The organism is Fibrobacter sp. UWH1 (assembly GCF_002210365.1).
Taxonomy (GTDB): Bacteria; Fibrobacterota; Fibrobacteria; order Fibrobacterales; family Fibrobacteraceae; genus Fibrobacter.
This window is the reverse complement of sequence record NZ_MWQG01000056.1, coordinates 1-17,017: the sequence shown is the minus strand read 5'-3', so window position 1 is coordinate 17,017 and position 17,017 is coordinate 1. Positions and strand designations below refer to the sequence as shown.

6 protein-coding genes are annotated in these 17,017 nt (G+C 51.6%); 4 read left to right on the top strand and 2 right to left on the bottom strand.

Going from position 1 to position 17,017, the window contains the following annotated elements:
- From B7992_RS15230 to B7992_RS15215, 4 genes are all read left to right on the top strand, one after another.
- Positions 1 to 3,700 (top strand): Ig-like domain-containing protein (locus B7992_RS15230; protein WP_141100499.1); only part of this gene is annotated, 3,700 nt, incomplete at its 5' end.
- 254 nt (positions 3,701 to 3,954) lie between these two features.
- The gene (locus B7992_RS15225; RefSeq protein ID WP_170932288.1) at positions 3,955 to 6,765 is read left to right on the top strand and encodes a T9SS type A sorting domain-containing protein; all 2,811 of its coding nucleotides are present in this window, start codon (positions 3,955 to 3,957) and stop codon (positions 6,763 to 6,765) included.
- 172 nt (positions 6,766 to 6,937) lie between these two features.
- Complete coding sequence (locus tag B7992_RS15220) at positions 6,938 to 11,392, top strand: acyl-CoA dehydratase activase (RefSeq protein WP_088666712.1); 4,455 nt, start codon at positions 6,938 to 6,940, stop codon at positions 11,390 to 11,392.
- A 135-nt stretch (positions 11,393 to 11,527) separates the two neighbouring features.
- Positions 11,528 to 13,129: an ABC-F family ATP-binding cassette domain-containing protein gene (locus B7992_RS15215; protein ID WP_073160517.1), complete on the top strand. Its 1,602-nt coding sequence runs from the start codon at positions 11,528 to 11,530 to the stop codon at positions 13,127 to 13,129.
- A 123-nt stretch (positions 13,130 to 13,252) separates the two neighbouring features.
- On the opposite strand, the gene B7992_RS15210 is transcribed toward B7992_RS15215, so the two are convergent.
- Positions 13,253 to 15,604, bottom strand: coding sequence for a DUF748 domain-containing protein (locus B7992_RS15210; protein ID WP_088666711.1), 2,352 nt, complete (start codon positions 15,602 to 15,604; stop codon positions 13,253 to 13,255).
- Positions 15,605 to 15,670: 66 nt separating this feature from the next.
- The coding region (locus B7992_RS15205) for a RecQ family ATP-dependent DNA helicase (RefSeq protein ID WP_141100498.1) at positions 15,671 to 17,017 on the bottom strand (1,347 nt) is incomplete at its 5' end.

Below are 17,017 nucleotides of genomic sequence, written 5' to 3'. Positions count from 1 at the left end.
CGGTTCCGAAAAGCTGACCTTCACCGTTACTGACCCGGAAGGTGCATCTGCCAAGGCTATGGCTGCATTTACCGTGAAGTCCATTAACGATGCTCCAGTCATGAAGGATCTTGCTGACCAGACTATCAAGGAAAAGGGCTCCTTCAAGTCCTTCAACCTGGATAACTATGTTGAAGATCTTGACCACCCGAAGAACAAGCTGAAGTGGAAGATCGAAGGTGCTAAGGAACTGAAGGTTGCTATGGATGCAAGCCACAACGTTTCTATCACCCAGCCCAACCCGTTCTGGCACGGTTCTGAAAAGATCAAGTTCTCTGTCGTTGACCCTGAAGGTGCTGCAGATAGCCGTGAAGTGACCTTCACCGTTGAATCTGTAAACGACGCTCCTGTCTTTGTTAAGGAACTGAAGGATCAGTCCATTGACGAAAAGAAGCAGTTCCAGACCATCAAGCTGGACGACCTGGTTAACGATCCTGACCACAAGAAGGCTGATCTGAAGTGGTCCTTCGACGTGAAGCCGGTTAAGGCTGGTGCTCCTGCTGCCAAGGGCAAGAAGGCTGCAAAGGCTGAAGAAGCTCCTGCAGGTGAAACCCTGTCCGTTAAGGTGGACAAGGGCGAAGGTGGCGCTCGCGTTGCTACCGTCGTTATCCCCAATAAGTACTGGAATGGTGCTGCAGACATTACCTTCTCCGTTACTGACCCTGAAGGCGCAAAGGCTGTAAAGACCGCTCGCTACGAAGTTCGTTCTATTAACGATCCTCCGAAGATTTCTGAAAAGGCCCCGAAGGGTGAAACCATTAAGGAAAATGGTGTATTCAAGACCATCGACCTTTCTACTCTCGCTTCTGACCCGGATCACAAGACCACTCAGCTGAAGTGGAGCGTGTCTGGCAACAAGGGTCTGAAGGTTGACCTCCGTAAGGACAATACCGCTATTGTTTCTGTTCCCAATGACCAGTGGAACGGCAAGGAAACTATCGCATTCACCGTTACCGACCCTGAAGGTGCATCTGCAACTCATAAGATGATCTTCGAAGTGACCCGCGTGAACGACGCTCCGGTCTTCGTCAAGAAGATTGCCGACCAGAAGATCAAGGAAAAGCAGCAGTTCGCCCAGATCAAGCTTGACGAATACGTTAAGGATCCGGACAACAAGCCCAGCGAACTGAAGTGGACCGTTTCTGGCAACAAGAAGCTGAAGGCTGAAATCAATGGTAGCCGCATTCTTACCGTTAGCGCTCCGGATCCGTATTTCTGGTGCAAGCCTGAAATGCTGGTTATCCAGGTCACTGACCCGGATGGTGCAACTACCTCTACTACCGCTACCTTCGAAATCACTTCTGTGAACGATGCTCCTGTCATGAAGGACATCCCGGCTCAGAAGATCAAGGAAAAGGGCCAGTTCAAGGAAATCGATCTTAACAAGTTCGTTAAGGATCCGGACCACAAGCTGGAAGACCTGACTTGGACCGTTAAGGTTGCCAAGGTTGGCGCTGCTGCTCCTGCTCCTGCCAAGAAGCCGGCTAAGAAGCCTGCTAAGAAGGGCAAGAAGGGTGCTAAGGTTGAAGAAGAACCGGAAGCACCGGCACCGGAACCGGTTGACGAATTCCAGGTGGAAATCGACAACAAGAACATTGCTCGTATCAAGATTGCTGATAAGTACTGGAATGGTGAACGTAACGTGACCTTCACTGTTACTGACCCTGAAGGTGCTAAGGACTCCAAGACCGTTAACTTCCTGGTTGAATCTGTGAACGATGCTCCGGCTATCGCTCCGATCCCGACCCAGACCATCAAGGAAAAGGAATCCTTCCAGCCCATCGACCTGACCAAGTTCGTTTCTGATCCTGACCATAAGATTGAACAGCTGAAGTTCGAACTGGCTCCGACCCGCGCTCTCAAGGCTTCTATCAATGCCAAGAAGCAGCTGATTGTTTCTACTCCGGATAAGTACTGGAACGGTACCGAAAAGATCAAGCTCGACGTCTTTGACCCGGAAGGTGCAAAGGCTACCCAGCAGCTGACCTTCGAAGTGACCCCGGTTAACGATCCTCCGGTAATCAGCAAGGTTGCTGGTCAGAAGATCAAGGAAAAGGAAAAGTTCCAGGTTGTTGACCTGTCCAAGTCTGCAACTGACCCGGATAACAAGCCCAATGAACTCCACTGGTCTGTTTCTGGCAACAAGGAACTGAAGGTTGATATCAAGGGTAACCGTGCTAACGTCATTACCCCGAACCCCAACTGGTTCGGTAAGGAAACCCTGACCTTCACCGTTAAGGATATCGCAGGTGCCTCTGCTTCTACTAAGGCTACCTTCGAAGTGACCCCGGTGAACGATCCTCCTGTTCTGAAGCCTGTTCAGCCCTTCGTCATCGAAGAAAAGAAGCAGTTTGCTCCCTTCGACTTCAGCAAGGTTGTAAGCGATCCGGATAACAAGCTGGAAGAACTGGTTTGGACTCTGGATAACGAAACTCCGGCTTCCAAGGCTGCCAAGAATGCTCCGGCAAAGAAGGGCAAGAAGGCCAAGGGTGCTGCTGTTGAAGCTGTTAAGCATGACCTGATCTTCAACATTGACGACAAGGGTGTGCTGACTGTTGAAATTCCGGACAAGTACTGGAACGGTACCGAAACTGTGAATGTGAACGTCTTTGACCCGGCTGGCGAAAAGGCTACCATTCCTGTGAAGTTCACCGTGAAGCCCGTAAACGATCCTCCTGTCGTGAAGGAAATTCCTGGCCAGGAAACTCTGGAAGGTAAGTCCTTCAAGGCTATCAAGCTGGATAACTACGTTACCGACCCCGACCACAAGGTTCATGAAATCAAGTGGAAGGTTACCGGTGCCAAGAACCTGGCTGTTGAAATTTCTGGTGGTCGCGAAGCTGTGATCCGCCCGAAGAAGCAGGATTGGTTCGGCGAAGAAACCCTCGTCTTTACCGCTCAGGATCCGGCTGGTGGCATGGACAAGACTGTTGCCAAGTTCGTTGTTAAGCATGTGAATGCTGCTCCGATCATGCGCGACATTCCTGACTTCACCATCAAGGAAAATGACAACAAGGGCGTTGTGGGTAAGATCAAGCTTGACCAGTATGCCCGCGATAAGGACCATCGCTTCGACGAACTGAAGTGGACCTTCACTGGCAACAAGTTCCTGACTGTCAAGTATGACAAGAACGCTAAGACCGCTATTGTTGCTATGCCGCACGAACACTGGAAGGGCAAGCCGGAACGCATTACCTTCACCGTCACTGACCCTGAAGGCGCAAAGGCTAGCAAGTCCGCTCTGTTCACCGTGATCCCCGTGAACAACGCTCCGGAAGCAAGCAACCAGACTTACATGACCCAGGAAGGCGATGAACTTAAGGTTTCCGCTTCTGAAGGCCTGATGTCCGGTGTGAATGACCCCGATGGCGAAAAGCCGGTGTCTGTTCAGATTGTCCAGAAGCCGCGCAATGGTAAGATCAACCTGAATGAAAAGGATGGTTCCTTCACCTATATGCCGAACAAGGGCTTCTCCGGTCTCGATGAATTCACCTTCAAGGTGAAGGATCCGGGTGGACTCTACTCCAAGGTCGCAACTGCTGAAATTAACGTAAGTTTCAAGATGCAGGACCTCCGCGGCGGCAAGAAGGCCGAAGCAAAGAAGGAAGAACCCAAGGAAGACAAGCCTGCCAAGGGTAAGAAGAAGGGCAAGAAGAAGTAATTCTTGAACGATCTTCTATTCCAATAAAAGTTTGACTTTTAGAGCCCTGTGACGCAAGTCGCAGGGCTTTTTTGCATTTCCCATAATAAATCAATAGTTGTACCCTTATGCTCCGTTGTAATGACCTCAAGGGTTATTGGGGTTCGCAAGTCTTTTAGGATACTTTCGTTGTTTGTTGGGTTTATATTATGGCTGGTTTTGAAAATTCCGGTGTTTGGAATTTTCTGATTTAGGGCTCTGCCCAAGGGATGTTTATGGTTAAAGGGTTGTTTGGGGCCACTGGCCTCGTGTTGGGTCTGTCTGTTTTTGCCGGCGCAAAAGCTGCAGATGGATTTAATTGGAGTGCTGTCAGCATGGGCGGTGGCGGATTCGTTAGTGCCATTGTCGCTTCTCCGCTGGAAAAGGGCCTTTTTTACGCTCGTACGGACGTGGGCGGTGCCTATCGCTGGGATGAATCCGGTGCCCGCTGGGTTTCGCTCATGGACTGGGTCGATGTGACTGAACGAGGCCTTCTGGGGGTGGAAGCCATTGCCGTTGACCCTCAGGAAGAGGGCGTGGTCTATATGATGACCGGTACCAGCTACTGGAATAATGGCCGTAGTGCGTTCTTGCGCAGTAAGGATCGCGGTAATTCCTGGGAATTGCTCTACACTTGGGACGAAGATGGTACCAAGGGAGCTAAGGTTACCAGCTTTGGTGCCCACGGAAACGGCATGGGCCGCGGAAATGGGGAAGCCTTGGCTGTGGATCCCAACGATTCGAAGATTATGTTCTACGGTTCGAAGAATAAGGGCTTGTGGAAGTCGGCTGATAACGGCTCCAGCTGGAGTCATGTGGATGCCTGGACAACTGCGGCCGGGTCTGATACGACGTGGAATGGTTCCGGTTTTAGCTTTGTTCAGTATGCGCCTGGCAGTTCCAAGAATCTTTATGCCGGTTTTTTGCGTGAGGGTTCTACCAAGAACAAGACTTTTGAAAATGTGTTTGCTTCGACGGATGGCGGTGCTTCGTGGAAGGCTTTGCCGATTCCTGATAGCTTGCGTACTACGAAGGGGGGCGGCGTTGTCCGTCTGATGCCTCAGCGTGCCGTGATTACCAAGGATGGAAGTTCCATGGTGGTGACTTTTGCCGATGGTGCCGGCCCTCATTCCATGGGTTGGGACGAAGGCTGGGGCCCGATCTGGGATGGCTTTGGTCGCGGAGCCGTACTGAAGTGCAATTTGAAGACGGGCGCCTGGACTGACGTTTCTCCTGCAGATTATCTGGATGGGGAAGGGGAGGCCAAGTATGATATGACCGACTACTCCAAGACGGATGAGTACGAATATATTGCTCCTTATGGCGGCATCACCATTAACCCTAACGATGATAAGGAAATGGTGGTGACCACGGAAGGTTACAATGGACCGCAGTTCTGGTACAAGAAGGGCGAAGACGGAAAGGATGTGTGGAGCGACCGCTGGGGTTCCAATATTTTCCATACCACAGATGGTGGCGAAACATGGATTGCCTCTTTCCGTTACTATTGGATGGAAGGTGGAGTTTATCCGACAACGCAGCAGATGGATGCTAACGGGATCGGCTGGATGCACGACGGTTCCATTCACTGGGCGGGTAGCGTGGCCATGGATCCCTTTGACCATAATCGCGTTTTCGTGACTTCTGGAAATGGAATTTTCAGGACGGACAATCTAACTGATTATACGGTGACGAAGGCGGAAAACTCCTGGGAAGAAGATCAGATTGCCATGAATCAGGTTTGGCATTTTAGTGCCCATGGCGTTGAAGAAACCGTGCCTTTCGAGGTGGTGAGCATTCCTGGCGGCCCCATGATTTCCATTATTGGCGACTACGACGGATTCCGTCATGATGATATTACCAAGTTCCCGCAGTTCCGTCATATGACGGACGTGAGCGGAACGGCAGTTCCTCTGGGAACTACCCAGGGGCTTGCCTATGCGGCGAAGTCCGGTACTTTGGTGAAGGTGGCCAATGCCCGTAAGTATGAGGGCAAGTATAGCGATGTTCCTATTGAACCTCTGCAGTTCTCTAGCGATTCCGGAAAGACTTGGACTGTGGGTACTTACTGCAAGCTTGACGAAAAGATTGCCAACGGCACCGCCGCTATTTCAACTGACGGCGAAGTGGCCTTGTTTGTTCCCATGGAAGGTAGTACCAGCGTTTACCGCTACAGCAATGCGGCCTACACGGAAGTGACGGGTATCGATAACGGTTCCTTTGTGGTGGGCGATCCTGAAAATGCGGATGTGTTCTATGCTTACAACAAGACGGAAGGCCTGTTCTACAAGAGTTCCGACAAGGGTGTTAGTTTTAGCGCTGTTGGAAAACCCGGTGTGAGCGTCTTTAAGAAGTTCCGTGCGATTCCTGGTTATGAGGGCGACTTGTGGCTGCCCATTGCTGAACAGGATCCGTCTACTGGTGTGGGCGTTGGCGGCAGTCTGCAGCACTCCACTGACGGGGGCAAGACTTGGTCTGCGGTGAAGGGCGTTGGCTATTGCGAGGCCGTTGGTTTTGGCGCTCCCAAGACGAAGGGCGGATATCCTGCAATTTATGTGTTTGCCACAATTGACGGCGTTACCGGTGTGTTCGGCTCTGATGACAAGGGCGCTTCCTGGACCCGCGTAAATGATGATGGTCATGAATTTGGCGGTCTTGCCAATGGCGAATTCGTTATGGGCGACATGAATACCTATGGTGTCGTATACATGAGTACTGCAGGCCGTGGCATTGCGGTGCGTGTTCCCGACACCTGGAAGATGGGTTCCTCTGAATCTGATGGTACAATCAAGGTTGGCCCGAGGACTCCGGCGGTTTCTGCTAGCCGTGCGGTTTATGCCCGTGGCAATCTGGAATTGACTCTGAAAAATTCCGGGGCTTCTGTCAGCGTGTTCAATATGCAGGGACAGAAACTGTTTAGCCGATTCTATGGCAGTTCCGTAAGCGTCCCCCTGAAGGAACTGGTGGGTGCCAAGGGCAGTTTCTATGTGCGTGTCGAGAGCGGTAAGCAGGTCTTGTTCAGCAATAAGGTTATTATTGCCCGATAGGGCAAACCTTTTTATAGGTTTGCAGTTCTAATAGCTTATCTGTAAAAAATATACCTGGGTGGCCTAGTGCCACCTTTTTTGTTTTTTTATGGGGAATTTCTGCTCATATTACAGAAAAAATGGGCTTTGTAGGTTTATGTTTTTAAACTTATTTTTCTAAATTTGGCGCACTATGAGTACAACTAAGAATGATTTATGGGTCGGTGTCGACGTCGGTTCTACAACCGTTAAGATTGCCGTCGTTGAACCTGAAACCAACAAGCTTTTACACTACACATACCAGCGCCATAACGCCATGCAGGCCCAGAAGGTCCATGAGGTGTTGCGCGAAGCCCACGGTTTGTTCCCGGGCAAGAACTTTAGAGTTGCTTTCTGTGGCAGTGGCGGTCAGCCCTTTGCCGAAGCCACTCATGCATTTTTCGTACAGGAAGTGGTGGCCAACGCTCTCGCCGTTCGCGCAACTTATCCTGATACCCGTGTTGCTATTGAATTGGGTGGTCAGGACGCCAAGGTGGTGTTCTTCGAGAAGGATCCCACCACAGGCAAGCTGATTGCCAGCGACATGCGTATGAATGGTGTCTGTGCCGGTGGTACCGGTGCTTTCATCGACCAGGTGGCGGAACTCCTCCGCGTGAAGACCGAGGCCTTCGAAGGTTACGCCAAGCGAGGCCAGAAGGTCTATGAAATCTCCGGCCGTTGCGGCGTGTTCGCCAAGACCGACATTCAGCCCATGCTGAACAACGGTATCGCCAAGGAAGATATCGCCCTTTCCAGCTTCCATGCCATTGCAAAGCAGACCATCGGTGGTCTTGCCCAGGGTATGGAAATTAAGCCCCCTGTCATTTTCGAAGGTGGCCCGCTGACCTTTAACCCGACCCTTGTCCGCGCCTTCAAGGAACGTCTGGGAATCACGGATGAACAGGCCATTGTGCCGGAACATTCCGAAGTACTCGTAGCTATGGGCGCCGCTCTTTCCCTGGGCTCCATGTTTGCCGACCAGGAATGCTATTACCGCGAAGAAGGCTCTCTGGACTCCCTGGTCCACTTCAACGAAATGCGTCAGGCCGAACATAAGGCCAAGGCTGCAGCCGACCTGTTCTTCAAGAACGACCTGGAATACAAGCAGTTCCTGGAAGACCATAAGATGGCAAGCAACGTCTACCCGCAGCCTGCCTCTGGTTCTACCATCAACGCCTACTTGGGTATCGACGCCGGTTCTACCACAACGAAGTTCGTTCTTCTGGATGAACAGGATAACGTGATTGACGGCTTCTACGCCAGCAACAACGGTGAACCGCTGCAGGTGCTTAAGGATGCCATGAACGAACTTACGGACCGTTACGAAGAATATGGCTGTAAGTTGAACATCCTGGGTGTGGGTACTACCGGTTATGGTGAGCAGCTTTTTGCGAAGGCTGTGCATGCCGACTACCACACTGTGGAAACAGTAGCTCATGCTAACGCCGCCCAGCGTATCTGCCCCGACGTTTCCTTCATCTTGGATATCGGTGGTCAGGATATGAAGGCAATCTCTGTTCAGGACGGTGTGGTTACCGGTATTATCTTGAACGAAGCCTGCTCTTCGGGTTGCGGTTCCTTTATCGAAACTTACGCCCGTTCTCTGGGTATTCCCATGGAAAAGATTGCGGAACTGGCCTTCAACGCCAAGAGCCCGTCTCAGTTGGGTTCTCGCTGCACCGTGTTCATGAACAGCTCCATCATTACCGAACAGCGTGATGGTAAGCAGCCTGAAGACATTATCGCCGGTATTTGCCGCTCCATTATTAACAACGTTTTCACCAAGGTGATTCGTATCCGCAACCTCAACACCCTCGGTAAGAAGGTGGTTGTGCAGGGCGGTACCTTCAAGAACAACGCTGTGCTCCGCGCCTTTGAACAGTACACTGGCCTCAAGCCCATCCGTCCGGAACGCCCGGGTGAAATGGGCGCTATCGGTATTGCGCTCCTTACCAAGAAGTTCATGGAAGAAAAGCGCAAGGAAAATCCGGATCTGAAGTCCAGCTTTATTGGCCTCGAAGCCATGAAGACCTTCAGCTGGCACAACCAGCCGGGTCAGCTCTGCCAGTACTGCACCAACCACTGCTCTCGTACCATCGTTACCTTTAGCGATGGCCAGAATTTCGTGACCGGCAATCGCTGCGAACGTGGTGAAGTGACTGCAGACCCCAACGATCCTAAGACTAAGGCCCTCATCGCAGAAATCAACAAGAAGATGATGGCAGTGCCCGACATGATTAAGCGTACCAACCAGCTGTTGGTGAAGGACTATGCTCCGGCCAAGTTGGTGGAACCGCAGCTGAAGGCCGATGGAACCCAGAAGACCATCGGTATTCCTCGTGCTCTTGAATTCTGGGCTAGCTTGCCTTTCTGGAAGGCTTTCTTCACCAGCCTTGGCTACACGGTTGTGGTAAGCCGCAGCTCTGACTACAAGATGTTCGAAGCTGGCCTCCATAGCGTTCCGTCTGATACGGTCTGCTTCCCGGCAAAGCTGGTTCACGGTCATGTGCTTTCCTTGATCGAAAAGAAGGTGGACCGTATTTTCTTCCCCATGATGGTGGCTATTCCCAGTGACCACACCAAGTTCGACGCAACCTCTGTTTGCCCGGTGGTTCAGGCTTACCCCAACATCATCAAGAATACTGACGAACCTGAAAAGAACTATGGCGTTCCCATGGATCAGCCCATCTTCCACTGGTTCAATTCCAAGCTCCGTCGCTCTCAGACCATCGACTGGTTCCATGAAAACTGGAAGCTGGACAAGAAGCTGATTTCCAAGGCTGTGGATGAAGGTGAAAAGGCTCTGAACGACTACAAGACTACTTTGCTTGAAGAAGGTCAGAAGATCCTTGATGACGTTCGCGCCAAGAATACTTTTGCCGTGGTGATTGCCGGTCGTCCGTACCATGTGGACCCGCTGATCAACCACAACATTGCCTCTCACTTTACCGCCATGGGCATTCCGGTTCTTACAACCGAATCTCTCCCTGGCGTGTATGACCAGGATGTGCCGAACCACACCCGCGTCGAAATCAAGAATACCTTCCACCTGCGTATGCTTGGCGCTACCATGATCGCTGCCAAGGATCCTAATGTGGAACTGGCTCAGATCGTTAGCTTCGGTTGCGGTCATGACTCCATCTTGACCGACGAAATGTCCCGTATGCTCCATCTGGATTCCAACAAGGAAATGCTGATGTTGAAGCTGGATGAAGGTGACGCCCGTGGTCCTGTTGGCATTCGTATCAAGAGCTTTATCGAAACGGTGAAGGCTCGCCGTGCTGCAAATCTGCCCGACAAGCCCGCTTCCAACGAACCGCTGTTCCATACTCCGTTCGTTGCCGAAGATAAGACTCGCCGTCGCATCTTGACTCCGAACCTGTCTCCTGCATTTACCGTTCTTGCCAGCGAATACATGAAGGCTAACGGCTTCATTGCCGAATACCTGCCCGTGGCCGACAAGAAGGCTGTGGAACTGGGTAAGAAGTACGTGCATAACGATATTTGCTTCCCCTGCCAGGTGAACATCGGTGAAGGTTTGAAGTGGCTGGTGGAACACCCCGAAGTAAAGCCGTCCAACGTTTCTATGTGCTTGGCCAAGAACTGCGAAAACTGCCGTGCCGTGCAGTACGCCGTGCTTGCCCGTAAGGCTTTGGATGAAGCTGGCTTCGAAGATGTTAGCATCATTACCACCGGTGACGACGTGAAGGGTATGCATCCGGGCTTTAAGACTGGCCTTGACTTTAGACTCCACATGCTGTGGGGCCTGGTGACCATGGACGCTATTGAAACCATGTACCGCGCTATTCGCCCCTACGAAGTGAACGCTGGCGACACCCAGAAGGTTTACGATGTCTGGATGCCTCGCATCATGGAAATCGGCGGTCACCTGAAGAAGACTGAACTGCCGCACCCCACCAAGATGCTGGCTGAATTCACCAAGTGTATCGATGCCTTCAACGGTATTGAAATCACCGAAGACCGTAAGAAGGGTATCCGTAAGCCTCGCGTTGCCGTGCTTGGCGAAATTCTCATGAACTATCACCCCAGCGCCAATGGCTTCGTAGAAAACTACCTGATGAACAACGGCATGGAAGTTTACCTGCCGGGTATGACCGACTTCTTCCGCGTGGACGAAGCCGTGCGTGCCGAAAAACTGAAGCGTGGTTTCTCTGCAAACCCCATTAGCGACCGCATTGTGGGTGGCATTACCGCAAAGGCCTACACACGTGCCCTGGAAACTGTTCGCAAGATCATGAAGGAACACTTCAGCCTTTACGAACATCATGCAGACTGCTACGAGTTGATGGATTACGTCCGCGACATTATCGACCCCACCTACAATACGGGTGAAGGTTGGTTGATTCCGGGCGAAATCATCTACAATTCTCAGCACGGCATCAACAGCCACATTGTGCTGCAGCCCTTCGCCTGCTTGGCTAACCACATTTCCGGTCGCGGCCTGACCAAGGCTGTTAAGGAACGTTGCCCCCATATCCAGGTCCTGTCTCTGGACTACGACCCGGATACCAGTTTCGCAAACATCGAAAACCGTTTGCAGATGCTGATCATCAACGCTCGCGAACTGGAAAAGGCTAATAAAGCGTAGAGGATAAAGGTTAAAGTTTAAAGGTTAAAGGGGCTTCGCCTCTACGCTTTATGCTTTCCGCTTTCCGCAAAAAGGACGTCGGTTTTGAGGCCGGCGTCCCTTTTGTTTTTTGAAAAAAATTCTAAATTTGGCGCCATGCTGAATGTTTCTAATGTAAGTCTTCAATATGGTAGCCGCGTTCTCTTCAAGGAAGTGAATCTTTCCTTCAAGCGCGGCAACTGCTATGGTGTGATCGGTGCAAATGGCGCCGGCAAGTCCACCTTCCTCAAGATCCTTTCCGGTGAACTGGAACCCAATACCGGTGACGTGACCAAGGACCCGGGCGAACGAATCGCCGTCCTTAAGCAGGATCACTTCGCCTACGAACAGAACACTGTTCTTGAAACTGTGATGATGGGTTTCCCGGAACTTTATGAACTGGGCAAGAAGCGTGACGAACTGTATGCTCTTCCGGAAATGACCGAAGAACAGGGCATGCAGGCCATGGAAATTGAAACCCGTTTCGGTGAAATCGGCGGTTACGAAGCTGACTCCAATGCTGCAGTGCTCCTGAAGGGTCTTGGCATTCCCGAAGAATTCCACTACAGCCTTATGGCAGATCTGGATGGCGGTCAGAAGATCCGCGTGCTCCTGGCACAGGCTCTTTTTGGCAACCCCGACATTCTTCTGCTTGACGAACCGACCAACCACTTGGATCTGGATACCGTCGCCTGGTTGGAAGATTACCTGGAACGTTTCGAAAATATCGTGATCGTGGTGAGCCATGACCGTCACTTCCTGAATGCGGTTTGCACTCATACTTGCGATATTGACTACGGCAAGATTAACATCTACGGTGGTAACTACGAATTCTGGTATGCAGCTAGCCAGCTGGCCCAGAAGCAGCGTAAGGACCAGAACCGCCGCGCCGAAGAAAAGATTGAAGAATTGAAGGCCTTTATCCGCCGCTTCGCTTCCAACGCCGCAAAGGCCAAGCAGGCTACTTCCCGTAAGAAGCTGTTGGATAAGATGACCGTCGAAGAAATGCCGGCTTCTAGCCGTAAGTTCCCCTGGGTCAACTTCAAGATGGACCGCGAACCGGGCAAGATCGTGCTGGAAGTGAATAACGCTTCTATCGACGGCGGTGATGGCATCGTTTGCAACGGTGTGAACTTCAAGCTGAACAACGGCGACAAGGTTGCCCTGGTTGGCGAATATGACACCCTGAAGACCGCCTTCTTCCAGCTCATTGCCGAAGAAACCAAGGCTGCCGACGGCGTGCTCAAGTGGGGTAGCACCATTAGCTACAACTACTTCCCCAAGAACAACGACGCTTACTTTGCCAGCGAACTTTCTCTGGTGGATTGGCTGCGCCAGTACAGTAAGGAACAGGACGAATCCTTTATCCGCGGATTCCTGGGCCGTATGCTCTTCACCGGCGAAGAAGCCCTGAAGTGCTGTAACGTTCTTTCCGGTGGTGAAAAGGTTCGCTGCATGCTTTCCAAGATGATGCTCTCCAACGCAAACTGCTTGCTGCTGGACGAACCTACCGCTCACTTGGACTTGGAAGCCATTACCGCTCTCAACAACGGCCTGACCGCTTTCCAGGGCCCGGTGATCTTCTGCTCTCAGGACCACGAATTCGTGCAGACTGTGGCAAACCGCGTGCTGGAACTGACTCCCAATGGCGTTGTTGACCGCTCCATCACCTTCGATGAATGGTATGAATCGAAGTCTAAGGGCAACAAGAAGAAGTAAGTCCTGATTTTGTGGGGACTGCAGGTCGGTCCCGCAAACTTTAAAGAAAAATCCTCGGTTTTAAACCGAGGATTTTTTCGCTATAGGAAACGTTTTTCGCTGTAGGTGCAGCGCGACTTCCAATTACTGTACGTCGATCTGTACCTTGAAGTTTGCCTTGCCCTTGTGGTTAACCAGCTGGGAACGGGGAGCGGTTGTGACCGTGACGTTCTTCTTGGTAACGCCGGACTGCTGCTGAAGGGTCTTCAGCAGTTCTGCGTTGCGCTTGGCAGCCATGTCCAGCAGTTCCTTTTCGAGAGCCTTGCGGTCCAGATTGGCGGCGTTGGCGGCAACGTAGGCGGTGTAGGCTTCGTCCTTGTCGTCGATGGCGATGATAGCCTTTTCGTCCAGCTCGTTCAGGGCGGTCTTGCCCTGAGTAGACTTGTAGAACTCGGTTTTAAGTTTGCGGGTCTTGTAGGCTTCCACCGTCTTCTTCATATTGAAGGACTGCACAAAGTTCATCTTCAACTTGGGATCCTTGGCCAGGGCAGAAACCATCTTGATTGCCTTGGCGTACTGTTCGCTTTCCATGTGGTTGTTCAGCGGGTCGATAACGATTTCGTCGTTCTTGCCCAGGTCGAAACCGATGGCGCTTGCACCGGATGCGGCGACGTTACCCACAATCTTCAGGGGAGAAAGGGCCACCTTGATCAGCAGGTTCATCACGGTCTTCCAGACAATCTTGAGGTAAGAGAATTCGGGATCCTGCATGTTGCCCTGCACGGGAACGTCAAACTGAATCTTGTCGTCCTTGTCCTTGAGAATGTACAGACCCACCTTCATGGGGACGGTGAATTCCGGGTCGCTGCCTTCTACCTTGTCGCCAACGTCGATGTTGTAGATGTCGATTGTGTTTTTGCTATCCAGGTTGAACTTGTTGATCTTGTTGTCGCTGGCGAAAGCCATGGTGCCAGAAATGATGGGGTAGCCGGTGTAGTGGAGGCTGTAGGGGCTGAAGTGCTTCAGGGCCAGATTCTTGATGCTGACATAGGCATCCATAGTGCTCAGGTCGGAGAGGGCTCCCTTGTACTTTACAGAAACGGTGCCGCCTTCGGGGAAGTTGGCGTTTACGTTAACGGTGCAGGGGGTGTCAAAGTTGATGTTGGAACCGGAAACGCTGATGCCGCTAACCTTATAGTTGAACGGCTTTTTGATGGTAAAATCGTTAGCTGTGACGGAGGTGTTCTTGACTTGCAACCTGTTCAGTACGAATTTCAGAGGCTTTGCTGGGGCGGCCTTGGCTGTTTCGGGGGCGGCTGCGACAGCGGAATCAGACTTGGAAGAGTCTACAGGTGCTTCGGTAACGACGGCTGCGGCCAGGGCGCTGTCAACTGCGCTGGTGTCCTCGGCTGCACCCTTGGGATTTAGAAGTATGTCGATGTTGGTCTTGCCGCCCTTCAGCAGGTCCAGATGGGCGAATGCGCCATCGACCACTACTGAATCCACGACAAAGTCCATTTCGTTCAGGTTAGCCTTCTTGATGCCGACCTGTACGCTGTTCACGCCGATGGTCTTTTCGGATGTTTCGGTAAGGACGATATTGTTAAGGCCTACGGTACCTGCAACATTGCTAGAAAGAACGTCATTCACATTGCCTGCAACATTCAGGTTGACGTCCAGGGAGCCGCTAAAGTCCTTATAGTTGATGAAGTCCTTCAGGTAGGGCTTGCCGCAGGCCAGTTCAAACTGCTTCAGGGCGACTGCTACATTGAAGTCCTGAGTTTTCATGTTGAAGAGAACTTTCACGGTCAGATCGCCGCCATCTGCAAACTTCAGGTTTACGCCAATGTCGGTGTCCTTGTTGTTGAAGTAGACGGCGGGAATATCTACAGAGAAATCCTGGAGGTGAATTTTTGAACCGACCTTGCGATCCTGATAGATGATGTTGCCCTTTTCCAGGACGATGTTCTGGATGGCGACATCAAATCCTCCGGTCATTTCGACGGGGTCAATGTTTATGGCCTTGATAGAATCGCCTGCGGCGGAGTCTGCAGTTGCATCAGCGGTTGCCGATGGGGTGGCTGCGGAATCTGTGGCGACGCTGTCCTGCTCACTTGCGGCGAACTTATCCAGGATGTCGCTGAAGTTGAAGCGGTCGCCGTCTTGTACTACCTGGGTGTAAAGGCCTTTCAAATAGATTTCGCTGACGTTGATTTCTTTGGACAGCAGGCGAGTGGGATTCACGTTGACGCGGAACTTTTCAAATCCCACGAAAGGTGTTGCGCCGTCCTGTTCGAAAATGGCGAAATCGTCTACGGTAACTGTGAAGGTGAACGGATTGAAGTCTACGTCGGCAATCTTCATTTTGCGGCCGATGAGTTCTTCGGAATGCTCGACTACATAGTCTTTTGCGATACCGGGGGCGATTTTGAGGGCGGCGATCACGAGAACGATCAATACCGCCAGGACAATGAGGGCAATGTAACGTTTCTTCATATTTCAAATAATAAAAAAAGTGTCCGGAAATTGCACGTTAATTATCGTGTACACGCATTTATAATGCTAGTCTTCGCCGTTGATTATCTGCAGAAATTCCTGACCGTATTTTTGCAACTTCATGGCGCCGATTCCGGGGATGTTGGCCATGTCGGTGAGGCTGGCCGGGCGTTCCTGAACCATACCCAGCAAAACCTTGTCGCTGAAGATGACGTAGGGCGGTACGTTGGCGGCGTCGGCAAGATTGCGGCGATGGATTCGCAGGGCCTCGAAAAGTACGGCGTCGCTTCCTTCCAGATTGTCCTTGGCGCTGAGGCGTACAGAAACTTTTTGCGGTTGCGAGCTTCTCTGGTTTGCGATTTTTTCTCGCTTGTCTTCTGTAATCAGGGCCAATTGAATTTCTTTTTCACCGAAGAGCACCTGCTTCCCGAATTCGGTAATGCGCAAGGTCTTCTTGTCGGTGTAGCTCATGGTAAGGCAACCTAGATGAATCATCTGCTGGATGTAGGATTGCCATTTGTCGGCGGGGGTGGCTGCCCCTACGCCAAAGGTCTTGATTTTGTCGTAACCCTTTTCGATGATTTCTGCCCGATGGGACCCCCGCAGGATGTCGATAATCATGTTGGCGTTCTCTTGTTCGCGGGTGCGGAAGATGGCACTGAGGGCTTTTTGAGCCAGGATGGTTCCGTTAAAACGGCGTGGTGGGTGGTTACAAATATCGCAGTTGCCGCAGTCTTGTTCCATGACTTCGCCGAAATAGCCTAGTAGGATTCGCCGGCGGCAAACCAGGCTGGTGGCGTAATGCTGGATTCGCTCCAACTTTTCTAGTTGCAGGTGCCGTTGCTGTGGGTCGCTGCAATCCTGGGCGAACTTGGCCAGCTGAACGATGTCGCTGTCGGAATAGAACAGCAGGGTGTCGGCCGGGAGGCCGTCGCGGCCGGCGCGTCCGATTTCCTGATAGAATCCCTCCATGTTTTTGGGCGTGTTGTAATGGATGACGAATCGTATGTTGGATTTGTCGATGCCCATGCCGAAGGCGATGGTGGCGCAGATGACCTTGGTGCGGTCGTAGATGAAGTCCTCTTGAATTCTTGCGCGTTCATCGGCGGTCATGCCGGCGTGGTAGGCGTCTGCCATGATGTGCCTTTTGCGGAGTTCGTCGGCAATAGTTTCGGTAGACTTGCGGGAAAGGCAGTATACAATTCCGCTTTCACCCTTTCTTTCTTTTATAAAGTCTGCGATTTCGTCCAGCTTACTCAATTTTTTATAGTTAAGACGAACGTCTAGGGACAAGTTCTTTCTGTCAAAACTATCCAGGATCAGATTTTCTTCGGGAATGCGAAGCTGCTGTAAAATATCCCGAATTCTATTTGCAAATGCATAATCCGAGCGGAATCTGAAGGATGCAAAAAA